Origin of the sequence: Pedobacter ginsengiterrae (assembly GCF_039537385.1) — a bacterium.
Classification (GTDB): Bacteria; Bacteroidota; Bacteroidia; order Sphingobacteriales; family Sphingobacteriaceae; genus Pedobacter; species Pedobacter ginsengiterrae.
Genome location: NZ_BAABAK010000004.1, coordinates 1 through 26,826, shown reverse-complemented (window position 1 = coordinate 26,826; position 26,826 = coordinate 1). Strand labels below are relative to the sequence as shown.

General features: G+C 36.9%; 17 protein-coding genes and 1 rRNA gene. 12 read left to right on the top strand and 6 right to left on the bottom strand.

Annotation, left to right across the window (positions count from 1 at the left end; genetic code table 11):
- The first annotated feature begins 28 nt into the window (after positions 1-28).
- The 7 genes from ABD692_RS04885 to ABD692_RS04855 all read left to right on the top strand — a co-directional run bounded on the left by ABD692_RS04885 (position 29) and on the right by ABD692_RS04855 (position 9,672).
- Complete coding sequence (locus ABD692_RS04885; RefSeq protein WP_344765451.1) at positions 29-724, top strand: response regulator transcription factor; 696 nt, start codon at positions 29-31, stop codon at positions 722-724.
- A complete protein-coding gene (locus tag ABD692_RS04880) occupies positions 724-2,076 on the top strand; it encodes a sensor histidine kinase (protein ID WP_344765449.1) in 1,353 nt (450 codons plus the stop codon). The genes ABD692_RS04885 and ABD692_RS04880 overlap by 1 nt, the downstream gene beginning before the upstream one ends.
- A gap of 56 nt (positions 2,077-2,132) precedes the next feature.
- Entirely contained in the window at positions 2,133-3,404 is a 1,272-nt protein-coding gene (locus ABD692_RS04875; RefSeq protein ID WP_344765447.1) for a TolC family protein, read from the top strand.
- A gap of 5 nt (positions 3,405-3,409) precedes the next feature.
- Positions 3,410-4,507: an efflux RND transporter periplasmic adaptor subunit gene (locus ABD692_RS04870; protein ID WP_344765445.1), complete on the top strand. Its 1,098-nt coding sequence runs from the start codon at positions 3,410-3,412 to the stop codon at positions 4,505-4,507.
- A 28-nt stretch (positions 4,508-4,535) separates the two neighbouring features.
- The gene (locus ABD692_RS04865; protein ID WP_344765443.1) at positions 4,536-7,667 is read left to right on the top strand and encodes an efflux RND transporter permease subunit; all 3,132 of its coding nucleotides are present in this window, start codon (positions 4,536-4,538) and stop codon (positions 7,665-7,667) included.
- A gap of 113 nt (positions 7,668-7,780) precedes the next feature.
- Entirely contained in the window at positions 7,781-8,101 is a 321-nt protein-coding gene (locus ABD692_RS04860) for a hypothetical protein (protein ID WP_344765442.1), read from the top strand.
- 44 nt (positions 8,102-8,145) lie between these two features.
- Positions 8,146-9,672 (top strand): DUF4394 domain-containing protein, encoded by a 1,527-nt coding sequence (locus ABD692_RS04855; RefSeq protein ID WP_344765440.1) that lies wholly within the window; start codon positions 8,146-8,148, stop codon positions 9,670-9,672.
- Positions 9,673-9,816: 144 nt separating this feature from the next.
- Here ABD692_RS04855 and ABD692_RS04850 read toward each other — a convergent pair whose 3' ends face one another.
- A complete protein-coding gene (locus ABD692_RS04850) occupies positions 9,817-11,820 on the bottom strand; it encodes a urocanate hydratase (RefSeq protein ID WP_344765438.1) in 2,004 nt (667 codons plus the stop codon).
- Positions 11,821-11,831: 11 nt separating this feature from the next.
- Positions 11,832-13,379: a histidine ammonia-lyase gene (hutH, locus tag ABD692_RS04845; protein WP_344765436.1), complete on the bottom strand. Its 1,548-nt coding sequence runs from the start codon at positions 13,377-13,379 to the stop codon at positions 11,832-11,834.
- Positions 13,380-13,454: 75 nt separating this feature from the next.
- On the opposite strand from hutH, the gene ABD692_RS04840 reads away from it, so the two are divergent.
- From ABD692_RS04840 to ABD692_RS04825, 4 genes are all read left to right on the top strand, one after another.
- Complete coding sequence (locus ABD692_RS04840; RefSeq protein WP_344765434.1) at positions 13,455-14,345, top strand: LysR family transcriptional regulator; 891 nt, start codon at positions 13,455-13,457, stop codon at positions 14,343-14,345.
- Positions 14,346-14,427: 82 nt separating this feature from the next.
- Positions 14,428-15,612, top strand: coding sequence for a glycosyltransferase family 87 protein (locus ABD692_RS04835; RefSeq protein WP_344765432.1), 1,185 nt, complete (start codon positions 14,428-14,430; stop codon positions 15,610-15,612).
- Positions 15,609-16,541: a glycosyltransferase family 2 protein gene (locus ABD692_RS04830; protein ID WP_344765430.1), complete on the top strand. Its 933-nt coding sequence runs from the start codon at positions 15,609-15,611 to the stop codon at positions 16,539-16,541. The genes ABD692_RS04835 and ABD692_RS04830 overlap by 4 nt, the downstream gene beginning before the upstream one ends.
- Positions 16,541-17,323 (top strand): polysaccharide deacetylase family protein, encoded by a 783-nt coding sequence (locus ABD692_RS04825; protein ID WP_344765428.1) that lies wholly within the window; start codon positions 16,541-16,543, stop codon positions 17,321-17,323. Before ABD692_RS04830 ends, ABD692_RS04825 begins: the two co-directional genes overlap by 1 nt.
- 26 nt (positions 17,324-17,349) lie before the next feature.
- Here ABD692_RS04825 and ABD692_RS04820 read toward each other — a convergent pair whose 3' ends face one another.
- From ABD692_RS04820 to ABD692_RS04810, 3 genes are all read right to left on the bottom strand, one after another.
- The gene (locus ABD692_RS04820; RefSeq protein WP_425567322.1) at positions 17,350-19,116 is read right to left on the bottom strand and encodes a S8 family peptidase; all 1,767 of its coding nucleotides are present in this window, start codon (positions 19,114-19,116) and stop codon (positions 17,350-17,352) included.
- Positions 19,117-19,264: 148 nt separating this feature from the next.
- On the bottom strand, positions 19,265-20,698 hold the full coding sequence (locus ABD692_RS04815; RefSeq protein WP_344765426.1) for a RagB/SusD family nutrient uptake outer membrane protein: 1,434 nt from the start codon (positions 20,696-20,698) through the stop codon (positions 19,265-19,267).
- A gap of 18 nt (positions 20,699-20,716) precedes the next feature.
- On the bottom strand, positions 20,717-23,824 hold the full coding sequence (locus tag ABD692_RS04810; protein WP_344765424.1) for a SusC/RagA family TonB-linked outer membrane protein: 3,108 nt from the start codon (positions 23,822-23,824) through the stop codon (positions 20,717-20,719).
- Positions 23,825-25,010: 1,186 nt separating this feature from the next.
- Between ABD692_RS04810 and ABD692_RS04805 the strand changes: the two genes are divergently transcribed.
- Positions 25,011-26,066, top strand: a complete 1,056-nt coding sequence (locus ABD692_RS04805; protein ID WP_344765422.1) for a transposase — start codon at positions 25,011-25,013, stop codon at positions 26,064-26,066.
- Positions 26,067-26,490: 424 nt separating this feature from the next.
- On the opposite strand, the gene rrf is transcribed toward ABD692_RS04805, so the two are convergent.
- Positions 26,491-26,602 (bottom strand): 5S ribosomal RNA (rrf, locus tag ABD692_RS04800).
- Positions 26,603-26,826: the final 224 nt, after the last annotated feature.

Genomic DNA, 26,826 nt, shown 5'->3' with positions numbered 1-26,826 from the left:
AAACTTACACATCGTCTTTTAAAATCAGATGATTACTTTTGTTTTTATGCCAAGAATAGGAATTGCAGAAGATGATCAAAAAATTGCTGAACTGCTAAAAACTGCCTTCGAGGAAAATGATTATGAAGCGGATTTTGCTTTTAACGGAATTGAAGCGCTTGAATTGTTTTTAGAAAAAGACTTCGACTTATTCATTATCGATATTATGATGCCTGGGATTAACGGTATCCAGCTTTGTAAACAATTACGCGATAACCAAATAAACAAGCCTGTTTTAATGCTTACCGCAATGGGTACAATTGACGATAAGGTGATTGGATTTGAAGCTGGGGCTGATGATTATCTGGTAAAACCCTTCCATTTAAAAGAGCTGCTGATTAGGGCTGCTGCTTTACTTCGCCGTAATGCTTCGCCAGCAAGTACCGAAACACACAAACTGTTTTATCAGGATTTATGCCTGGATACTTACAGCAAAGAAGTAACCCGGGCGGGAAGGTTAATAAACCTTAGCGCAAAGGAATTTATCTTACTCGAACTCTTTCTTCGCAATCCAAACCGTTTGTTATCGCGTCAATTTATTGCTGAACAAGCCTGGGATATTAACTTCGATACAGGCACCAATGTTATCGATGTTTACATTAACTTTCTAAGAAAGAAAATCGATAAAGATTTCGAACGGAAATTAATTCATACTAAAATTAATATGGGCTATATTCTTAAATAATGAAAATAAAAGACCGAATTGCATTGTACTTTACCCTAATTAGCACGTCTATGCTCTTTGCGGTTTTGTGTATGGTGTATTTCACTTTTATGAAATTTTTGCAGGCAGATTTTTTTGAGCGCTTAACCGACCGAACAATGGTTACCGCCAAACTGTATTTAGAGGCCGACGAAATAAGCCGAGATGCTTTAAATACCATTCGACATAAATACCTGCAAAAACTAAACGGCGAGGTGATCCGTATTTACGACGAAAAAAATCGGGCAACATTTATTAGTGATTCTGCCCAGTACTGGACCACATCAACCATTAACAAAGTTCGGAAAAATGGGCGTTTAAAATATAGCGATGGGAACCGCCAGGTGGTTGGAATTTTCTATAAAGATAACCAGGGCGATTTTGTAATTCTTGCTTCCGCAGCAGATCAAGGGTCGCAAAACAGGTTGAGCAAGCTATTGAAAATTATGATTTTTACCTTTCTGCTCATCTCCATTCTGGTATTATTGTTAAGCAGGTGGGTAGCCGAAAAAATGCTCAAACCCTTAAATCTTTTTATGCTCGAAGTAAAACAGATTGGTTCAAAAAACATGGCTTTCAGGGTTCGGGAAACTGAAAATAAAGATGAAATTAATTTAATTGCCCAAAGCTTTAACCATTTAATGGAAGAACTGGAACAAGCTTTTATCCTCCAAAAAACATTCGTAGCCAATGCCTCGCATGAGCTTAGAACGCCGATTACCAGAATGATGATGAACGCTGAATTAACCCTTTCGAAAGAAAGGGAAAACACATCATACAAAAAAGCAATTGCAGATATGCTGGAAGATGCAGAGAAAATGGACGATATAATTACTGGTCTGTTAACTCTGGCAAAAATGGATGTAGAATTAATTAATGCTCAGCTATTTCCAGTTAGTTTAAATAAGCTACTTAAAGATATTGAGTTAGAATGGCGGGATTCAAAAATGTTTCCATTTACTTTTACCGATAATAGTACTACTCCAGGGGCGCTTAAGGTTTCTGCAAATTCTGTTTTACTTCAAATTGCAATTGATAATATTATTTCTAACGCATTTAAATTTTCAGATAACCAAGCCGTTATCTGCGAACTTAACCATATAGATTCTACCTGCGCCATTCACATAACAGATCAAGGCATAGGCATATCAGCTACAAAACAGGAAGAAATATTTAAGCCATTTTACACAACATCAAAAGAAAGCGGCAAAAAAGGAGAAGGAATGGGCTTATACATGGCCCAAAAAATTATTCACCTTTTTAAGGGAAATCTAAACGTTACGCGTTCTGAACAAGGCCGTACAACATTTACCATCACACTACCTCAAGTTTAATCTGCTTTTAATTTCGATTTAATTCCACTTTAATTCGGTAAAAATAGCTTTGCCGAATGAGAAGAATACAATTCCTGCTTTTATTTCTTTTCGCTACATCGGCGAGCAATATTTTTGCACAAAACGACACTTTACATTTAGATTTAATTCAGGCTGAAAAGCTCTTCCTGAAAAACAACTACGAACTTTTACTTCGCAATTATCAAATTGAAAGTGCCAGAGCAGAAATTATTACGGCCAAACTTTTCGATAACCCGCAATTAGAATATGAGAATTTATTCTATAACCATGAAACCAAAAAATTCCTGCAAACTTCTTACGAAAGCGGACAATATGCAGCTTCAATTTCTCAACTCTTTAAACTGGCAGGTAAACGGAATAAAAACATTAAACTGGCACAAACTGGCGTACAGTTAGCCGAATTAGAGTATTTCGATTTAATGCGAACGCTTAAATTTGAGCTTCAAAATACTTTTTACAAAAGCTATTTTGCCTCGCAATCGCTTAAAGTTTACGAGAATCAAATCGCATCTACCGATCAACTTTTAAAAGCCTACAACATTCAGTTAAAGGTTGGCAATATTGCCTTAAAAGATGTGATCCGAATTAAATCATTATTAATTGGTTTAAAAGCAGAACGCACCGAATTATTGAACGAACTGGAAGATAATTTTAAGGATTTAAGGTTAATGTGTGGCCTTCAGCCTGCTACTCCAATAACATTAATGTTGCAGGCAGTTAATCATAATCAGTCGTTAACTACCCAAATCAGTTACAACAATCTGTTAGATTCGGCACGAAATAACCGTTCGGATTTAAAATTAGCTAAAACAGATTTATTATATAATGAAGCCAATCTCAAACTTCAAAAAGCAATGGCTATTCCCGATATCGAACTTTCTTTAAGCTACGATTTGAAGGGTAACTATCCCGAAAAATATACTGGCTTAGGTTTAAAAATCCCAATCCCCCTTTTCAATAGAAATCAGGGTGAAATCAAGAAAGCTAAAATTGGAATAGATGCGGCAAATACAAGTATCAAAAGGCAAGAATTAATCCTCGAAAACGAAGTTTTTAACAGCTATAAAACCGCCATTAGAAATGAGCAGAGTTTACAGGAAATTGATCCAGATTTTAGTTCCGATTTCAACAAACTAATCACAGGTTTAATTAAAAATTTCAGGGAAAGAAACATCAGCTTAATTGAATTTCTCGATTTGTACGAATCTTACAAAGACAACACACTTCAGCTTAATAAACTTCAATACGAACGGATGAGTTCGAGGGCAGAAATCAATTTCGTTACAGGTTCAAATATCTTTAAATAATCAACATGCAAATCCTCCATAAAAACATCGTTAAAGGCATTCTTATTTCTTCAACTGCCTTATTTTTTGCCTGCAGCGAGCACAAAACCGAAACTCCAGTCGAAAAATTTGCCATAACCGATTCACTTCTTAACCGCCTGGTTATTGATACGGTTGAACAGGCGAATAATAAAACCGACCTGATGTTTTCGGCTAAAATTACGGCAAATGAAGAACGTCGTTCTGAGCTTTTCCCTATGGTGAGCGGAATAGTTAACCAGGTTGCGGTTCGATTGGGCGATGAAGTTTCGGGCGGGCAGTTATTGGCTACGGTTAATAGCTCGGAAATGGCAGGTTTCGACAAAGAGGTTATCGCAGCCAACGCAGAATTAAAGAGCGCAGAACGTTCCATGAAACAAGCCGAACAATTATATGAAAGCGGACTTTCTTCTGCCAAGGAATTGGAAGATGCAAAAAACGATTATCAGGTTAAAAAAGCAGAAGCTAAACGTTCAACCGCTGTACTAAAGTTAAATGGCGGCAGCAAAAATGGATTTTACGCCATTAAATCGCCCATTAAAGGTTTTATTATCGAAAAAAATGTAACCAACAACATGCAACTACGACCTGATCATGATAAAAGCCTTTTTACAATTGCAGATTTATCGAATGTTTGGGCTATGATTAATGTTTACGAATCAGATATTTCAAAAATAAAAACTGGTGATGCTGTAAAACTGACAACACTTTCTTATCCTGATCAGGTTTTTACAGGGAAAATCGATAAACTGTACAACCTGATCGATCAGGACACTAAAGTAATGAGCGCCAGGGTGGTTATATCAAATCCCGATTTTCTGCTAAAGCCAGGCATGTTGGGTACAGTAAAAGTTTCGGCAAGTACAAACAGCAATTTGCCCGTGGTAAACTCCAGCGCCGTAATTTTTGATGAAAACAAAAATTACTTGCTTGTACTGGATCAAAATAAAAAGGTAAGCATTAGGGAAATACAAATTGGCAGAAAAACGGCCGATAAAACGTACATCACTAGTGGTGTAAATGCTGGTGATTTAATTATCGCATCGAAACAGGTTTTTCTTTTTGAAAGCCTTAAAAGTCAATAATTTTTCATCAACCTATAAATTTCAGATAATGAATAAATTCATTAAAAATATTATTGGCTTTGCGCTTAAAAACAAGTACTTCATTTTCTTTAGCACCTTTGTATTAATTGTTGCAGGCTATTTAAGTTTTAAAAGCACTACAATTGATGCATTTCCAGATGTTACCAATACCAACATTACCATTATTACACAATGGCCAGGCAGAAGTGCCGAGGAGGTAGAGAAATTTGTAAGCAGACCTTTAGAGATTGCCATGAATCCAACAGAAAAGCGAACCAGTATCCGCTCCTCTTCTCTGTTTGGTTTATCCATTGTAAAAGTAAGTTTTGAAGATGATGTAGATTATGCAGAAGCCAGGGTTCAGGTAAATAATCACCTGGAAGAAGCAGATTTACCCGAAGGCATTCAGCCAGAAGTACAGCCACCTTACGGGCCCACAGGTGAAATTTTCAGGTACACTTTAAGTAGCGATAAAAAATCGGTTCGGGAGTTAAAAACTTTGCAGGATTGGGTGATTCAACGCGAACTGCTTTCAGTTTCTGGAATTGCCGATGTGGTTAGTTTCGGTGGCGAAGTAAAAACTTATCAGATTACGGTTGACCCGCAAAAAGCCATACAGTACAAAGTTAGTGCTACCGACTTATTCGAGGCCGTATCTAAAAGCAATATTAATGTTGGCGGCGATGTAATTGTACAAGGCGGCCAGGCTTATGTTGTTCGGGGTATCGGCGTTTTAAACAACATCGATGAAATTAGAAATGTGGTGGTTGACAACATTAACGGAACACCAGTTTATGTTAAAACCATTGCCGAAGTTGCCGAATCGGCCTTGCCAAGACTCGGACAGGTTGGAAGAGATAATGACCCCGATGTGGTTGAAGGAATTGTGGTGATGAGAAAAGGGGGTAATCCAAGTGAAGTAATTGCCCGTTTAAAGGAGAAAATCGACGACATCAATAACAATATCCTTCCAGGAGATGTAAAAATTAATGCCTTTTACGATCGTGAGGATTTGGTTAATTATTCGGTACATACCGTGATGGGCAATATGTTGGAAGGAATCATATTTGTAACCCTCATTGTATTCCTTTTCATGGCCGACTGGAGAACAACTCTAATCGTTTCCATCATTATACCATTGGCATTGCTTTTTGCTTTTATATGTTTAAAATTGAAAGGAATGCCTGCCAATTTATTATCGATGGGTGCGATAGATTTTGGAATAATTATCGATGGTGCAGTCGTAATGGTCGAAGGAATTTTTGTTGCGCTCGACCACCAAGCCAGGAAAATTGGCATGGAGCGATTTAACAAAATAAGTAAACTAGGCATTATTAAAAAAGCTTCGCTAGAGAATGGTAAGGGTATTTTATTTGCCAAACTGATTATTATTACTGGATTACTCCCAATTTTTACCTTCGAAAAAGTAGAAGGTAAAATGTTTTCGCCATTGGCATGGACATTAAGTTTTGCGCTTTTAGGCGCCTTAATACTCACGTTTACTTTAGTTCCTGCAATGGCGAGTTTGCTGCTCAAAAAAAATGTAAAAGAAAAACATAACATCTTTTTAGAATGGCTTACAAAAATTACCTTGAAATTTTACGATGCCTGTTTCAGTAAGAAAAGATTAACCTTCGCCATTTCCATTATCATATTAGTTTTTGGGGCTTTCAGTTTTAAGTTTTTGGGTACCGAATTTTTACCAAGTTTGGATGAAGGCTCCATTTACGTTCGGGCAACGGGGCCATTGAGTATATCGCTTAACGAAACCAAAAAGCTTTCGAATGATATGCGTAAAATCTTTTTGAGTTTTGACGAGGTTAAACAGGTAATGTCGCAAACAGGGCGGCCGAACGATGGTACCGATGCTACAGGCTTCTATAATATGGAATTTCATGTAGATATTTATCCTCGAAAGGAATGGAAACGCAAGCAAAGTAAAGAGCAGCTCATCGAACGTATGCAGGAGAAACTAAAAGGCTTCCCTGGAATAAGTTTAAATTTCTCACAGCCTATTTCTGATAATGTTGAGGAAGCCGTTTCTGGTGTTAAAGGCTCTATTGTAGTCAAATTATTCGGCGATAATTTCGAATTCATGGAAAAAGAAGAAGAAAAAATCGAAGAGATTCTGAAAACAGTTGATGGAATTGAAGATTTAGGGATTTTAAGAAATCTTGGTCAGCCAGAATTACAAATCAACCTCGATCAGAAGAAAATGGCCTTGTATGGCGTAAGCACGTCTGATGCAAATTCGGTAATTGAAATGGCAATCGGCGGTAAAGCTGCCACACAAATTTATGAGGGAGAACGAAAATTCGATTTGATTATCCGATATCCCGAAGATTTTAGAAATGATGAAAGTGCCATTGCAAAATTGCAGGTTCCAACAATATCTGGTTCAACTGTTCAGCTAGGCGAAATATCAAGCATCCGAAAAATTACAGGCCCAAGTATAATTTACAGGGATAAGCACAAACGTTATGGTGCCATAAAATTCTCGATCAGGGGTAGAGATATGGGTAGTGTAATTGCGGAAGCACAGGAAAAGGTAAACGCAAAAATTAAACTGCCCAAAGAATATAAGTTAGAATGGGCAGGCGATTTTGAAAACCAACAACGAGCTACCGCAAGATTATCTCAGGCCGTACCAGTAAGTTTATTGCTTATTTTCTTCATTTTATTTGTACTGTTCGGGAATGTCCGCGATGCCTTGCTTGTATTGAATAACGTTCCTTTTGCAATGATAGGCGGTATAATGGCGCTATTAATTGCAGGTGTAAACTTTAACATTTCTGCTGGCATTGGGTTTATTGCCTTATTTGGAATCTGTGTGCAAAATGGAGTTATTCTGATTACCCGATTTAAAAGTAATATCGTAACCTTAAAACATCATCCAACATGGACTTTTACCGATGCCATGAAAGATGGAATTGCCAGCCGCTTTCGGCCTGTATTAATGACCGCCATGATGGCCGCAATTGGCTTAATGCCCGCAGCACTTTCAACTGGAATTGGATCTGAAGCTTCAAAGCCTCTAGCCATTGTAGTTATCGGTGGTTTAATAACCAATACCATATTTAATCTTTTTGTTTATCCGATCGTTTTCTACTGGTCGTACCGCAAAAAAGTTGAAAAACTTAACGCCTCAACAATTCAATAAATTGTTATCTGAAAGCCTTGAATTTTATTCAAGGCTTTTTTTTTAGGAAAAATAATCTTCAGGAAAACCAATTATTCCATAAAGTCGTAAGTATGGTTACAAGCTGCTACTCTATGGGAAAGTTTTCCTTTCTATTTCTGCTTTCATTTTTTCTCTTGCTTTGCTTAAGCGCAAAGTTAACATCGTCGTTAATAAGCCCTGCCACCTCAATTTCATCAAAAGAAGATTTAGAAAAAGATAAAAGCGAAAAAATAGAAACTGGAAGTGAAGAAAAGAATGGAAACGAAGGTAAAGTTAAACCTGGCGAATTTATTTTAACCCACTTTACCAATTTTGCCTTCCTTCACCAAAGTAAAATCAGCTACCTTAAAAACAATCCTAATCTCCCAACCACTTATTCAAAAGTTTTACAGCAACCTCCTAAAAATTTTTAGTTTTTCGAATAATTAAACAATTCCTTAAATAAAAAATTTTAAAAATGCTTAAAACTAAACATACACTGATAGCGGTACTATGTATCTTATCTTTAACCTTCATATTCTCATCTTGCAAAAAAGACAAAGGTTACAACGACCAGGAAACGATAGTTCCAGGTCCTGATTTAAACGTTTACGCGCTAACTGCTGATGGCAAATTGCTATTGGTTAATGCTAAAAATCCTTCGAGTATTACCTCACAGGTAACTTTATCGGGTTTACAAACTGGCGAAACCATTTTAGGTGTTGATTTCAGACCTGCAACGGGACAACTTTATGGCGTGGGGAGTACCAGCCGTTTATATATTATCGATCCGAAAACAGGTATTTCGAGAGCTGTTTCTGCAACGCCATTTACACCCGCTCTTACGGGCACTTCTGTTGGATTTGATTTTAATCCAACCGTTGATCGAATCAGATTGGTTACATCAACAGGGCAGAACTTGCGCTTGCATCCAGAAACAGGCGCTGTTGCCGCAACCGATGGCGCAATTAACGGCGTAACAAATGCAAAAATTACGGCCTCTGCCTACACACAAAATAAAGCAGGAGCAACAACTACTGTTTTATTTGGTATTGATGTAGCTAATGATAAACTTCACAAACAGGATCCACCTAATGATGGTAAACTGGTTGAAGTTGGAAGTCTTGGTTTTGATGTAGAGGATGCGAGTGGATTTGATATTAATCCAGATGGAACTTCTGCGCTTGCGGCATTATCTGTTGCAGGTACTTCATCACTTTTCACTATAGATTTAACCAGTGGAAAAGCAGCTAAAATTGGTAATTTCACTCAACAGATTACTGGAATCGCAATTCCGACAGAACCTGTGGCTTACGCCATATCAGCAACAAACGATCTTTTAATTTTCAATCCGCTTGCTACAACACCAACGTCAATTTCGAAACCAATTACTGGAATGCAAACAGGGGAAACTATTCTTGGTTTAGATATGCGCCCAGTTAATGGTCAGTTATTTGCACTTGGCAGTACCAGCAGAATTTATACAATTAACGCATCATCAGGCGTTGCTGCTTTGGTAGGCACGGCACCTCTAACTACGTTACTTTCTGGAACTTCATTTGGATTTGATTTTAATCCAACAGTTGATAGAATTAGAATTGTAAGCAACACAGGCCAGAATCTACGTTTTAATCCAGCAGACGGTACCGTAATTGTTGATGGCAACATTTCGATGGCTACAGCAAATATTACAGGTGCAGCCTATACGAATAATGTTGCTGGCGCTACGACCACTGTACTATTTGATATTGATTCGCAAACGGATAGATTATACAAACAAGATCCGCCGAACTTAGGTACTTTAGTAGATGTTGGTGCGCTTGGCTTTAATGTGGAGGCCGCAAATGGTTTTGATATTGGCTCAACATCAGGAACTGCTTACGGATTATTTACTGTAGCTGGTGTTCAGAAAATTTATACCGTGAATTTAACTACTGGAGCAGCTGCCGCACTAGGCACAATTGCAACTCCAGCCAGAGCCTTTACCTTAGGTATTAGCTTATAAATAATTAATATATTAAAAAGACTGTATTATAAATTTCTAAAAACCTAATCCTGTTGAGCTTATCGAAACACTTAATATTTTCTTAAGTCATTCAACAATTTCAGGATTACAAATTGAATTTATAATGCAGTCTTATTTTTTTACTTATTTGATCAGCTGATCAATTACAGCATCTTCAACCAAATTCGGGAGTGTAACTCTTAACGTTGGTGTTCTTTCCATCTCTCTTTCGATGGCGAAACGAGCTTCTTTATTTCTGGCCCAGCTTCTTCTGGCAATACCATTGTTTACATCGAAAAACAGCATATTTTTCAACTTTGCAGCAGCTTGCGCCGTTCCATCCAACACCATTCCAAAACCACCATTAATAACTTCGCCCCAACCTACACCACCACCATTGTGAATGGAAACCCAGGTTGCACCTCTAAAGCTATCACCAATTACATTCTGAATAGCCATGTCGGCTGTGAAACGACTTCCATCATAGATATTACTGGTTTCCCTAAACGGAGAATCCGTTCCGCTTACATCATGATGATCTCTCCCTAAAATAACAGCAGCAGATAATTGTCCGTTTTCTATTGCATCATTAAAGCGAGAAGCAATTTTTACTCTCCCCTCCGCATCCGCGTATAAAATTCTACTTTTAGAGCCAACAACAAGTTTGTTTTCGGCTGCGCCAATAATCCAGTTGATATTATCCTGAAGCTGTTGCTGAATTTCCACAGGCGCATTTACCTTTATTTCTTCCATAACATCTCTGGCAATTTGGTCAGTTATTTCCAGGTCTTCTGATTTCCCTGAAGCACACACCCATCTGAAGGGGCCAAAACCGTAATCGAAACACATCGGCCCAAGAATATCTTCTACGTACGAAGGATATTTAAAATCAACCTTATTCGGAGCCAAAACATCGGCTCCTGCCCGACTACATTCTAATAAAAAGGCATTTCCATAATCGAAAAAGTAAGTGCCACGTTTACTATGTTCTCCAATACTTTTCGCCTGTTGTTTTAACGATTGCTGTACCAAAACTTTAAAATGCGCAGCATCTTCGGTCATCATTATATTGGCATCAGCATAACTTATACCTGTTGGGTAATAGCCCCCCGAAAAAGGATTATGTAAAGAGGTTTGATCTGAACCAATGGTAACTTCGATGTTTTTCTGATAAAAAGTTTCCCAAACATCAACTACATTACCTATGTATGCAATGGAAACGGTTTCTTTATTGCTTTGAGCGAGTAAAACACGAGAAACCAAAGCTTCTAAATTATCAACCAATTCATCCACCCAGCCTTGTTGTTTTCTTTTTTCTGCCGCTTGCGGATTTACCTCCGCACAAACGGTAATGCAACCTACAATATTTCCTGCTTTAGTTTGCGCACCGCTCATACCGCCCAAACCTGCTGTTAAAAAGATTTTTCCAGCAACAGCTGAACCATAAAAACCCTTTTTTCTAAAAGCATTCATCAAGGTAATAGCGGTTCCGTGCACAATTCCCTGCGGACCAATATACATGTACGAACCTGCGGTCATTTGTCCATATTGGGTTACACCTAATGCGCTAAATTTTTCTAAATCTGATGGTGAAGAATAATTCGGAATCATCATGCCATTACTAACGACAACTCTTGGCGCCGCTGCTGATGAAGGAAATAAGCCTTGGGGATGACCGCTGTAAATATTAAGCGTCTGCTCATCAGTCATGTTGGCCAGGTATTGCATGGCGATTAAATATTGCGCCCAATTTTGAAACACACTGCCATTTCCGCCATAAGTAATTAATTCTTGTGGATGTTGTGCAATTGCTGGGTCTAAGTTATTTTGAATCATAAGCATAATTGCAGCCGCATGCTTACAATTACAAGGATATTCTTCAATTGGCCTTGCGTACATTTCGTAATCAGGCATAAACCTATACATGTAGATATGCCCCAAACTGTTCAGTTCTTCCAGAAACTCAGCTGCCAATTCCGAATGCCATTGTTGGGGAAAATAGCGCAAAGCATTACGTAAACTCAGCTTTTTTTCGGTTTCATTTAATACCGCCTTTCTTACTGGTGCATGGCTAAGTTTCGAATCTCTTATTTTCTTATTCGGTAAAACCGATGGGATACCGTTTAATATCTGCTCTTTAAAATTCATTTGAGTCTATTTTACAGAAAGGATATGTTATTTTCTTTCGCTGCCTTTTCTGCCACTTTTACAATCTCGTCGTCTTTAACCATGTTTATCGAAGTTTCCATCATATCGTACATAATCTGATCCTGCTCAAGGTGTTCAATCTTCGTTCTTACAAAATCATGTACAGCCGCTAATATCTTACCTTGTTTCAAAGGTTGGTGATAATCTAGAGCCTGGGCAGCACAGAAAAGTTCTATGCCTAATATTTTCTGCACATTTTCAATAACCTGTAAGGCCTTACGGCCGCTAATGGAACCCATACTCACGTGATCTTCCTGCCCCAGCGAAGTTGGAATACTATCTGCACTTGCAGGGAAACAAAGTCCTTTATTTTCGCTCGCCAAAGCTGCAGAAGTATATTGCACAATCATAAATCCTGAATTTAAGCCTGTTTCTTTCATCAACAATTTCGGTACATTATTCGTATTTCCCTCTAAGGATAAATAAATTCTGCGATCGCTGATATTTCCGATTTCTGAAGCCGCTAAACAGGCGTAATCCAAAGGCATTGCCAGCGGCTGACCATGGAAATTACCTCCGCTAATGGTTAAGTCATCACTAAATATTACTGGATTATCCGTTACCGAGTTAAGTTCTATTTCGAGCACTTCATTTAAATGTGTCCACGCATTCCAGGAAGCACCGTGCACCTGAGGAATACACCTTAAAGAATATGGATCCTGAACTTTTGCACAATTTAAATGCGATGCGGCAATTTCCGATCCCTCTAAAAGTGTGCTGATTCTTTCTGCAACTTTGATATTTCCAACATAAGGTCTTAACTGATGGAGTTTTGGATGGAACGGTTTTTTAGAGCCTAACAAGCCCTCAATCATCATCGCTGAAATCACATCAGCAGAGATCAGCAAATTATACATCCGATCGACAACCATTACAGCATGTGCCGCAATAAACTGGGTTCCGTTTATTAGGGCTAAACCCTCTTTCGGACCAAGCGCTATGGGCAACAAATCATGTTCTTTTAGCAGTTCTGCTGTCGAAATTACCTTTTCTTTATAGGTTACTTTTCCAAGTCCGATTAATGGTAGAAATAAATGAGATAGCGGCGCTAAATCGCCGGATGCGCCAACTGAACCTTGTTTTGGGACAACTGGAGTAGCACCAATTTCCAAAAACCAGATCATCCGTTCTAAAGTTTCTAGTCTAATCCCAGAATAACCCTGAGCCAAAGCCTGAAGTTTCAAAATAAGCATTAGGCGAGAAATTTCTGTACTTATCGGTTCACCTACACCCACGGCGTGGCTTTTGAGTATATTCTCCTGAAGTTTACGAGTATCACCCTCCGAAATCATGGAAGTACAAAGTGGCCCAAAGCCAGTATTTACGCCATACACAGCTGCTCCAGCCCCTGCAATCCGCTCCACAACCTTGCTGCTTTCTATTACTTTCGCTCTTGTATCATCATTTAAAACACCCGATAATTCGCCTCTGCAAATTGCAAGTGCAGTTGCCGATGTTAATTTATCTATTCCGTAATTAAAAAACTGGTTTACATTCATATAGCAAAGATTTAAACAAAAATAACATCTATATTTGATACCTATAAATACCAATTTAATCAACGTTCAATAACCATGAGTTATCAATTAGAGCTTAGACATTTAAAATATTTCCAGGTACTTGCAGAAGAATTAAGGTTTAGAAAGGCTGCGGATAAGCTTTTTATATCTCAACCTGGATTGAGCAGGCAGATTAAGCAGATGGAAGAATTGCTGAATGTTGAGCTTTTTGATCGCACCAAGAAAAAGGTTGAACTGACCAGAGCTGGCATTTACTTAAAACAAGAAGTAGATCTTTTGTTCAGTCATGTAGAAAATATTAAAAAGGAACTCACGAATATTGAGGCTGGTAATCAAGGTGAACTTAGAATTGGCTTTTTAGGTTCTGCCGCACAAAAAATAATACCCGAATTAATTTTCAAGCTGAACAAAACACTCCCTGGTGTGAGAACCAATCTCGATGAAATGCCTAATAAACTGCAAATCGAGCTTTTGGATAAAGATATGATTGATTTGGGTTTCGTAAGAATTCACCAGTTCAAAACTGGAATTTCCAAGCACCTCATTCATCAGGATACTTTTTCTTTGGTTCTTCCAAAACACCACCCGATGAATAAGGCCAGTTTTGAAGCCGTTAAAAAGATCGCTAACGAACCCTTTATTTTCTTTTCTAGTGATGACAGTCCTTTTTATTATGATTTGATTATGGGAATTTGCGAAGACCATGGCTTTCAACCTAAAACTTTCCATAAATCGGTAAATGCCTTAACCATTTATAAATTAGTGGAAGAAGGACTGGGAATTGCCATTGTACCAACAGCACTACAATATGGTTATAAGGAAAATGTTAAGTTTGTAGAGCTCACCCACATTCCTCAGCGAACAGAATTATATATGATTTGGAAAGATTCAAACCGAAATCCTGTTTTAAAAAATGTTTTGGATTTGTTCGTAAACAAAGGATAAGTTGTAATCATCATCTATTTACCACCGCTTTTCATATCTAGACCTGCAATTTTAAAATTCTTATATTGCAACACTAATCATAATGAACCCTGCTAAAAACATCAATATTAAATCTATTGGTGCGTTTCTCTTAAAAAAAGAATGCATCGCTATCGTTTATCTCCTACTGGCAATTATAGCTAGCTCTAAGCAATATGTACACCATACTTTTAATAATTACCTCATTTTTAAATATGTTTACTGGCATACAATAGATTTTCAGAATTTATATAATAATTACCCTGAATATTTAGACAGCAACCATTACGGTCCGTTGTTTTCGGTTTTTATAGCGCCATTTGCGCTATTACCCGATGGATTAGGGATGGTACTCTGGAATGTCGCCAACATATTAATATTACTCTGGGGAATTTACAGTTTGCCAATATCCTTAAATAAACGCGCTGTTATCGCCTGGATTTGCGCTCACGAAACCTTAACTGCTTTATTTAGTTTTCAGTTTAATATCGCCTTAACTGGTGTTATCATACTCAGTTTTTCATACCTGTTAAAGAAAAAAGAAATCCAATCCGCATTTTTTATCGCCTTTGGCACCCTTGTTAAATTATACGGAATTGTGGGTCTGGCCTTCTTCTTTTTCACCAAAAACAAAGTGAAATTTATCATTTCAGGAATAATTGCCTTTACCGTTCTTTTCGCATTACCAATGGCAATTTCTTCTCCCGCCTTTATCATTCAATCTTATGGAGATTGGTATAACTCTTTAGTTCATAAAAATGATTTAAATGCTTCCTTAACTTCGTTTCAAGACATTTCAGTTATGGGCATGGCACGGAGGATTTCAGGCAATATTAACATGCCAAACGGGCCATTTTTACTAGGCGGATTATTGCTGTTTGCTTTACCTTATCTAAGAATTAAACAATATAAAAATCTTGCTTTTCGCTTAATGCTGCTGGCATCAACGTTAATTTTTACGGTAATTTTTAGTAGTGGATCAGAATCACCAACCTACATCATCGCATTTGCAGGTGTAGCCATTTGGTTTATCGTTCAGCAAAATCCAAAGCAACCTTGGGTAATTGCATTATTTGTATTTGCGTTATTGCTTACCAGCCTATCGCCAACAGATATTTTCCCAAAACCTGTTAAAGAATTTATTCGTCTATATTCACTCAAAGCTCTACCTTGCACCATCATTTGGCTAACTATTATCTATCAAATGATGAAACAAGATTTTGAATCTTATTTGATTTCCGATAAATGAAGAAATTAGTTTCCATCGTTATTCCTGCTTACAATGAGGCCGACAATGTTTTTGTAATTGCAGAAAGCATTAAAAGCGTATTTTCTACCTTAAATTATAACTATGAAATTATTTTAGTAGATGATGGCAGCGCAGATCATACACTCGAAAAAATAAGAGCGTATGCAGCAACTACAAATAACGTATTTTTTCTCGAGTTTTCTAAAAACTTCGGCCATCAGTTAGCCGTAAAAGCAGGGATGGATCATGCCTATGGCGACTGTGTAATTTCTATGGATTGCGATATGCAACATCCACCTGAGTTGATTCCTGATATGCTAAAAAAATGGGAAGAAGGCTTTGAAGTGGTGTACACCATAAGAGCAGAAGATAAAAATTTATCAAAAGGCAAAAGAAGTTCATCCAGTTTATTTTACAAAACTTTAAACTGGTTATCCGATATCGAATTAGAACCAGGTGCGGCGGATTTTCGTTTACTGGATCAAAAGGTTGTTAATGTATTCCGTAATTTCCATGAGAACGAACCTTTTTTAAGGGGCCTCGTTAAATGGTTAGGTTTTAAACAGATTGCAATTCATTATAATCCTGCGGCCCGTTTTTCTGGCAAAAGCAAGTATACATTCAAAAAAATGGTTAATCTTGCCTTGCATGGCGTTACTTCTTTTAGTATTAAGCCATTGTACACAGCAGTTTATTTAGGTTTTATATTATCGATGGCATCGGTGCTTTATGTTCCGTATATTATTTATGCATTTGCTAATAATGTAGAAGTTTCGGGTTGGGCTTCTGTAATTATGACAATTGTTTTCTTTGGTGGATTACAATTAATCATTTTAGGCATTATTGGTATCTATGTAGGGAAAATGTTTATGCAATCTAAAAACCGACCAAATTATATTATTCGTTCAACAAATATTCCAGTTAGATAATGATTCTTTTAAGTTTTGATATCGAAGAATTCGACATGCCTTTTGAGTATGGAAAGGACATCGCCTTTGCTGATCAGATTGCGATTTCCAGAGCAGGAACAATTGCTATTTTAGACTTATTAGATAAACACCAGGTTAAAGCAACATTTTTTTGCACCGTAACTTTCGCAGAAAACATTCCTGATTTAATTAATCGAATTACAGAAACAGGCCATGAATTAGCTTCACATGGTTATTACCATTCTGATTTTAAACCAGAGCATCTTTTACAATCCAAACTTAAATTAGAAGAACTTTCTGGTAAGGAAATTACAGGTTACCGAATGGCCAGAATGATGCCTGTTGATGAGCAAGAAATTGAAAAAGCAGGCTATACTTACAACACCTCCATCAATCCAACTTATTTACCAGGCAGATACAACAACTTTAATATATCTCGAACCTTTTTCACAAAGGAAAATGTGCTTCAAATCCCAGCATCTGTTAGTCCATTAGTTCGATTCCCTTTATTTTGGTTGTCGTTCCATAATCTACCCCTTAGCATTTATAAATTCTTAGTCAGCTGGACCTATAAAAAAGATCGATACCTTAACGTGTATTTTCACCCTTGGGAATTTACAGATTTAGATGATTTTGAACGTTTTGGCTTTCCTGCTTATGTGAGAAAAAATACTGGCGTTAAAATGGTTGAAAGAATGGATAATTTAATCAGTTGGATGAAATCTAAAAATTATCCCTTTGGTACCTTTCAAAATTTTATTGAAACAATAACAGCAAAATAATTAGCAGCTAACACTTAAACTGAAAGCTACTTATAAGTTTCTGCAAGTTTTAGCGCATTGTAAGCATTTACAATGCCACCGCTTATACAAAGTTCACTAAAAGGTACTCGTACATTTTGCCCTTTGTCGTTTGTGTTTTTTACCTTGTGCAATACCTTGGTAACCGAATTAATTATAATTTCTCTAACCTGAGCAGGTTTTAATTGTGGATAATAGCTTAAAATTAAAGCCGCTAAACCCGAAACAACTGGAGAAGCCATACTTGTTCCATCCAATTCCTCGTATTGATTGTTTGGAACCGTAGAATTAATCAAAAAGCCTGGCGCAAAAACATCTACATTATACTTACCATAATTAGAAAATTCGGCTTTTAAGCTTTCGTCATCCTTATAGGCGCTCGCCCCAACCTCTATCCAATTCGTTGCATGTGGAAGTTTGTATTTAGCAGAATCTAAAGGAACTGGTTTTACAACAGGCGTTCTATCCATACCTGGTCTCATCCCCATGCCATTTCCAGCCATTGGCTTTGGTGGCGTAAAATCAGCCAAAACTGGTTTTTTGTTGGCTATTTTATATGCTTCAGCTTCTGGACTATCGTAATATTTATTCGGGTAATTCTCTTCTACATCATTATTTTTTGCATCATTCCCTGCAGCGTGCACTAATAAAACATCCTTACTTTCGGCATACTTTATCGCCTCATCTACGGCTTTCTTATCCCATTTATAAGCTTTACCAAAGCTCATGTTTATTACTTTAGCACCATTATCAACTGCATAACGAATTCCATTTGCAACATCTTTATCGCGTTCATCACCTGTAGGCACAACTCTAATGGCCATAATGCTTACATGATTCGCTACGCCCATAATACCCAGGCTATTGCCCCGATTTGCACCAATTATACCCGAAACATGTGTTCCGTGCTGTGCATCAGGGCCTTTTACATCATTATTTCCGTAATCTCGTTGCTTAGAATTGGTGTAATCATCCCCCACCAATTCAGCACGCATGTCATATTTGGGGTTCAGGTTATATTTCAGCATGGCATCATACTGTTTGTAACCGTCTTTAATATTCTTATAAAACTTTTCAAAACCCCCGTCATCTTTTGATCCTCTGAAAATGATCTTTTTTACCTGTTCCTCTTCTTCATCATCAGCTTTATAATTACTTATGTTTTCTAAAGTCGAAATCTCTACCTTATTTATTTTAGCTACAGAATCAATAACTTTTTTAATTTTTATCAATACGGAAAACGTTTGACTTGCATCATCATATTTTTTGCCGAAATCGCCAACCATTTTTTTATAAAGCCTAAACTCTTCTTTTTGTCCGCTATCCAGAGGGGTTAAATTTGTTGTAGACTGATATTTTGGTGTATAAATCCGAAGTAATCTTACAAGTTCAAGATTATCAAATTCTAAATTACCTTTCTTAGAACCAATGAAATTCCATCCATGAATATCATCTATATAACCGTTACCATCATCGTCAATTCCGTTATCTGGAATCTCCTTTTTATTGGTCCACAAAACATCTTTTAAATCCTCATGATTGGTATCAACTCCACCATCGATTACCGCTACAATTATCTTTTGCTTAGGCTGCTTATCTTTAAGAATTTCGCGATATGCCTTATCTGTGCTAATGCCAAAAAAACCATTTTCAGCCAAGTCCAGATTAAACCAGTTAGCTGGCAGTTTAACGTTTTTATTTTGTGCAAAACTTACGGTGTTTACACCTATTAAAAACGCAATTAAAACAATCTTTTTCAGGCCAATATTCATCATAGCAGTATATACGTGGTACTACAATAATACGGTTTTATTGCCTTTGGCTTGAAAAATTTAGCATTTTTTAACAGACTCAAAAATTTACAAAACACAAAAGGGTTATCTCAAAATGAGATAACCCTTTTTATAATTAAAGCATGATAAATTAGTTACTATATCCAGGATTTTGTTGTCCTTTTAAAATCGGATTTGCATTTAACTCACTTTGTGGTAAAGGTAATACCAATTTATTGTCACCTGGCTGGAAATTCACAATTGCCCAGTGTCCGTTTCCTGCTGTTCTAACTACAGGAGTTTTGGTTCTGAGTAAATCGAAGAATTTAAATCCTTCGCCATAAAGTTCTTTACCTCTTTCAACCAAAATTTCGTTAATTAATGCCTGGCCAGTATTTGCTGATGGTGCTGTTGCCACGCCCGCTCTTTGTTGAATAGCCAGTAAAGCAGTTTTAGCTGCTGCTTCATTTGCTACGCCTTGTCTAGCTTCGGCCTCTGCCTCGATCAGATACATTTCAGAGGATCTGATGATCACTTGATTTTGCGCTGGAGTAGTAGAGAAATCGAATTTATTAATTAAAAATCCTTCCTGCCCTCTTCTTGCACCAATTACACCATTTACTTTAAATTGCTGTAAACGGATGTCGTTTGCTGCAAATGAATTAAAGAAGTTATCTGCTGCTCTGAAACTAGAATAGCCAATATCGAAAGGATCATAAAACGAGTTTACGGTTAAAAACCCAGAGTTATCATCTGTTCTTGAATTTAAAGCATAAATCCATTCTGATGATGGGTTGATGTAACCCGTCAATAAAGATGCACCAGTTCCAAGTGGTTTACCCGCACGAGCTAATTTTGCATATTTACTGGCATTTGGATAATCGCCCATGGTAAGATAAACCCTGGCCAAGAAGCCCTGAATAGCACCTTTAGTCATTCTATAAACACTTGTTTTTGTAGCTGGAATGTTTGCCTCCGCATATAAAAAGTCTGACAATATTTGTGCATAAACATCTTTAACCTTGGCTCTTCCAGATAAGGCATCGTTTGGACCAAGCGGCGCCAAAACTAAAGGTACACCTAAGGCTTCTGGATCTAGCGTATATGGCTTGCCATACCATTGAACTAACCAAAAGTAAGCCTCTGCTCTTAGGGCTCTGGTTTCTGCCAAATAACCGCTTTTTTGAACATCAGTAAGCGCAGATGTAGGAATATTTAGTTCAAACTGATTTGCATTAGCAATTACCCTATAATTTGATGTCCAATAATCCAATGGTTCAGAAGAACTTGAATTTTCGATAAATTGATAACCATTTATAAATCTGCTGTAATTCCCTGCTCCACTTACAATTAACACATCACCTCCCTTAACATCATTATTTAAAATCATGTTGTATTTAACAGAACCAGTAGAGAGATCATAAACCCCCGTAAGCGCTGCCGCAATTTTTTCAGGTGAAGAAAAGGCTTCCGCAGAGTTAATTGATGTTGTTGGTGTTACTTCTAAAAAGTCTTTTTTACATGCTCCCAAACTTGCAAGAAGAAGGATGGCACTATAAACTCCTATTTTATTAATCTTTTTCATAATATCTTATCTATATAATTAAAAACCAGCTGTTAAACCAATTGAAAAGGTTTTGATATTTGGAATATCATTGTTACTGGTTCCATCAATTGTTGATTCAGGATCGTACCCTTTGTGCTTAGCCAACGTAAACGGATTTTCGGCCATTACAAATAAGCGAGCAGTCGATAACATCACTTTATTAGCCCATTCTTTTTTCAAGGTATAACCAAGCGCAATATTCTTAACCCTCATGTAAGAACCATCATACAAAAATCTGCTGGAAGCACTATTCGATAAATCTGTATTTGATGTAGGTAAAAATCTAGGAATAGTTGAGCTCGTGTTAGTAGCCGACCATGCGTTTAATACATCTCTTGACATTTGCTGTCCAGGTGTAATACCATTATGCATTAATGCTGCATATAACGCATCATAAACCTTTCCTCCTAAAGAAAAATAAGTATAAACGCTCAAATCAAAATCCTTATAGTTTAAAGTATTATTGAAACCACCATAGTATTTTGGAAGTGCCGAGCCTAAGCCAGAATATTGTTTCGCTTCTGCGTAAACTTTAGTTGTTACTTTATTTCCAGAAGCATCATCCTTATACCACATTGCTCTACCATCTGCCTGATCGATTCCTGCATATTCTCTCAAATACCACTGGTAACGATCTCCTCCGATTTTTATCAGCTTAGTTCCATCAACAACTTCATCCTGTGTTGAGGCAACAATTTTGTTTTTAATTTTAGTGATGTTAAAAGCGATGTTCCAGTTAAAATCTGTTGTTCTAATTGGCGATGCATTGATAGCAAGTTCAATCCCAGTATTGTTCATCTCAGCCAAATTGGTTGTTATAGAAGTAAAACCAGTAGTTCTTGATAAAGGTTTTGCAAACAATAAGCCATCAGATTTCTTCTGGAAGTAAGAAATTTCACCATTAATTCTGCGATTTAAAACCGAGAACTCTAAGCCAAATTCTGTTGTTTTTGATTTCTCCCAAGCCAATTCACTATTAGCAAGCTGACTATAAGCCATACCTGCAAGACCTTCGTAAGCATTAGCTAAAGAGTATAAACCCTGCGCAGCATAGCGGCCAATATCATTGTTACCCGTAACACCATAACTCGCACGCAATTTTAAATCGTCAATGAAACGAACATCTTTCATGAAATTTTCTTGCTTAAGTCTCCATGCGCCACCAACTGACCAGAAGTTACCAAATTTATTATCTGGTCCGAAAGCCGAAAATCCATCTCTTCTAAAACTTCCCGAAAGGAAATATTTACCCTCGTAATCATAATTTGCTCTTGAAAAATAAGATTCAAATCGAGCTTCAGTATAAGAAGAAGATGCCGTTCCAGGCGTAGAAGCAGAAACCAGTTCAGTTTGTCCAGCGAAGCCATAGCCAGTAGCCATTGCGGTTATACCATCAAACTTATTACGATAAGCTTCCTGACCCACCAATACATCAAAATTATGTTTTCCAATGCTTTTATTATAGGTTAAAGTGTTAATGTAAGTTGTCGTAATATCTTCTTTTGAATAACGATAGCCTCTACCCTTAACTCCTACACCATTACCGTGTAATAAATTATAAAACTGGCTCTCTCTAACTGCTGAATAATCTAAACTAACTGTTGATTTAGCCGTAAATCCGTTAAGAAATTTTACCTGAGCAAAAGGTGTAGTTGTAATACGGGTAATTTTAGTTAAATAAGTATCTAATTCATTTAACCCAACTGGATTAAAATCAGGTGAAACTGGATTAACATAGCTATAGGTAGGATTACCGTTTGCATCCAAAACTGGGTTACCATTTGCATCTCTAACATATAAAGAGTAAATGTTAGCAACGATATCACCAAATCTTACTGGATTTGCACCACCACCTGCACCAGGAGGCGTGTTCTGTGTTGAACTGGCTAACGTATTATTGATACCGAATGAAAAGAATTTATTCACATCATTCGATAGGTTAAATTTCCCTGAATATCTTTTATAATCAGAACCAATTACGATACCTTTCTGATCGAAGTAACCACCAGAAACGTAATATTTAAGCTTCTCTGAACCACCACTAGCAGAAACATTCACGTCTTTAGTTTGCCCTCTTCTTAATACTTCATCTCTCCAGTTAGTATCATATAATAAAGATGCGCCAGGAGCTAAACCCCCACCAGCAACGAATGGATTTAATGTATTAAAAGGATTTACAGTCAATCTATTTCTTGTTAAGGTATTTGCTGCGATTGCAGCTGCATCAGGAGCTAATCCAGCAGCAATTCTCTGGGCATAATAGCTATCGAAATAAACCTTATAATATTCTTGTGCGTTCAAAACGTCGTGTTTTTCTACAGCTTGATAAGAGTAACCTCCAGTTATGCTAGCAGTAAATTTAGTTGCACCAGCTTTACCTTGCTTGGTCGTAATTAAAACAACCCCATTCGCCGCACGAGATCCATAAATTGCAGATGCTGCTGCATCCTTAAGGATCGTTACCGATTCAATATCATTAGGGTTTAATGAAGATAAAACATCAGCAGTTTGTGCTACAGACGTTAGGTCTAACCCTGAAGAGGTAACAGCGATACCATCAATTACGTATAAGGGGGTTGAGCCTGCAGAGATCGATCCAACACCGCGAACCCTAACTTGGGTTGCGGCTCCAGGCTGACCAGAAACACTGGTAACCTGAACGCCAGCTGCTGCACCTTGTAGCGACTTTTGAAATGAAGTATTCGGTCGATCTGCTAAAGTTTTGGCACCCACAACAGATGCTGCACCTGTAAAGCTTTCTTTTTTTACAGTTCCATAGGCTACAACAATCACATCTTCCAAATCTTTGGTATCCGCAGACAAAGAAACATTGTAAGTAGATGCTCCAGTTATGGTTTGCTTTTGAGGAACAAATCCTAACGCAGAGAATTCGATTGCTGTTGCATTAGAAGAAATGTTGATGGTGAAGCTACCAGAAGCATTGGTAACAGTCCCCACTTTAAGGCCTGTCAATTTTACACTTACACCAGGAAGGGGAAGTCCATCTTCTTTTGATGTGACCGTACCTGTCACTGTTCGATCTTGAGCCATTGCAGAAAATGCAAAAAACATCAAAACGAACAAACTTTGTAAAAGTTTTCTCATGAAATTTAAGTTTTAGGTTTGATTATAGTTAATAATCGCCTAATCTATACCATAATCACAGATAAAACAAATTTATAACCTAAAATCTTACAGAAAGTTGTAAATAAATATAACTAATAATACAGTTTTAAGATAAAAAAAACATAAAATCGATAAATAAATAGCAATCAACATAAATAAACATGAAATAATATATTTAATAATACAATAAAACTCATAAATAGACATTTTTCCAACTCATAAAAGAATATTTATTGAGTATTGAGCAGGTTAATCTACCAAATAAAAAAATATAACCTTTTTCATTTAGAGAAATAGCGAAAAAACTATCTTAGATAAAAGAATTAAAACATACCTCCAAAAAAAAAGAGCTGTTTATAATTTTAATAAAAACTATGATTTGTTTCCTTGTCATGTTTATGAGAAAAGCATATACTGCACGAATGCGTAGAGGAGTTTTGTTGAATAAACCATAATACTACCATCCCGGCATTATTAATAAAATACCATGTATCTATTTGCTGAGTAATGTAACACGACTGAAAGTTCTCTGCATTCCGCTTTGTTTTTTTAGCCTTAGTCTTTCCATGAGGTTATTGATGAATATGCATTTATAAATGCTGAGGTAATCCGAGTAATCTCTATAATAACCCTTAAATAAAACTGTAAACCTTAGATACCCTTAGATGCCTTAGCTGGTAAATGAATATCATTTCACCATTGTAGATTGATGTCTGGCTTAACCAACTTAAGCTTTGCGCTTTAAGCTTTAGTCTTTAAGCTTTTCAGCATAAATAATGGATCCGTTGAAATCCCAAGCATTCCATATTGGTCTTTTAACCTTACTCTATATTATTGATAAACTAAGCGTCTAACAATTTGCGCTCTTCCCTGTAATCTGAAGGAATTATATTAATAATCCTTAAAATGAAACTGGAAAACTTAGATTCCCTTAGATATCTCCTATGTTTACAAAGGCTTAAATTTGTGAATATAATTGAAGGAGGATGAGAGCACATGGATGTCTAAATAGCTTTTTAGCATATTGTATCTAAGAACTTGCCTCATCCTTTTCTATCTTTTCGAGTTTGAACAGAATGTAAGGAACCATGCTTCATGATATCCAGAATATCCAACCAGGAGAGAAAACGAAGAGAGATTCATCAATTACATTATAAGATAAAAGATGAAAAAAGTATTAAAACAAGTATTGGGCATAGATGTAGCCCAGAAAGAATTAGTGGTAACCTTAGGTAGAACACTGGAAGATTTCACTATCGAGCTTTATGCCCATAAGGTTTTTAAGAATAGTGATTCGGGGATCAGATCACTATTGGAATGGGTTAAAAAACATACGGATAATACGATAAATATTCGTTATGTAATGGAGGCCACAGGCGTTTACCACCAGAAAATTGCCTATCATCTGGCAGAAAATGACTATGAAGTAAGTATTATTCTGCCCAATAAGATAAGCAACTATATGCGCACATTAGAGAACAAGACCATCACTGATAAAACTTGTTCAGAAGCTATAGCCCAGTTTGGATTAGAGCGTAAGTTAGATAATTGGCAAAGGCCAAAGGCGGTGTATAGAAATCTTCAACAACTATCACGAGAGCGTGATCAAATTGTATCAGAAAGATCCATGGTTAAAAATCAGTTGCATGCAGAAAGTTCTGAAGCATATCCCTACCAGAAAAGTATAGAGCGGCTACAGGACAGAATATTTTTTTTGAATAAACAGGAAAAAGAAATCAAGCAAGATATCAAAGAGATTGTTAGCGAAAATAAAGATTTGGAGCAAGAAGTGCGGATTATGAGCTCAATACCGGGTGTTGGAGAATTGACAGCAATAATTGTTCTGGCAGAAACTAACGGATTTGAATTGATACGGAGTAAAAAACAGCTTACCAGCTACGCAGGCCTTGATGTAAAAGAAAAACAATCCGGTACATCAGTAAAAGGAAAGCCAAAGATATCTAAGAAAGGAAATCGAAGTTTAAGAAAGGCAATGTACCTGCCGGCATTAAGTGCTGTTAAATGGGACGAAAGATTTAAGGCAATATATGCCAGAATTGTGGGTAGAAATGGAATAAAAATGAAAGGGTTAGTCGCAGTACAAAGAAAATTATTAGAAATAATGTATATATTTTTTAAAAATAAAAATACATATGATACCCATTATCTTGAAAAAGAGAATAGCGTACAGATACAAGATCAGTACGCTATTACAGGCTAGTTCTAGACTGCCTAGAAAACAAAATTAATAAAATATTATTTGGAAATCAACACAGAATCTTAGATGGTAATTAATTCCTGTAACCCTCAACCACCTTGGTCTTTAAGCTTTGATCTTTAACCTTTCCGCTTTCAGCATAATAATGGAGCAATTGAAATCCCCAACCTGCTGTTTTAGTCGCTTAGCATCTAACAATCTGCGGTCATCCGATTAATCCCCTGAAATTATATTTAATAAGCTCTTATATGAACCTGGATACCTTTGATTCCCTTAGATATCTTAGCTGGTGAAATTAATTTTCAGTTACCCTTAACCACTTTAGTCTTTTAGCTTTCTGCTTTAGTCTTTCCGCATTAAGCATCATAAAAAAACCCTGTAAACAAAGAAAGCCTTGCAACAATTGTTACAAGGCTCTTCTTTTAAGATTTGGCACCGACCTACTCTCCCACGTGTTACCGCAGTACCATCGGCTCTGGTGGGCTTAACTTCTCTGTTCGGAATGGGAAGAGGTGGACACCACCGATATAGGCACCTAAATATTTTTATTTAAAGCTTAAAGGAGAAAGTTCAAAGCTTAAAGCCATTTGTATTTCGCTTTAATCTTTAGTTTCAGCTGTTCGCTTTATTAATATGATCATAATTTCAATTCTTCAGGCGTACTGTGTTTATTCAAATTACACATACCCTTGTATAAAACCAAGAAACCCTTGCAGTTGTTACTACAAGGGTTCTTTTATTAATCTGCATTAGCAGTTTAAGA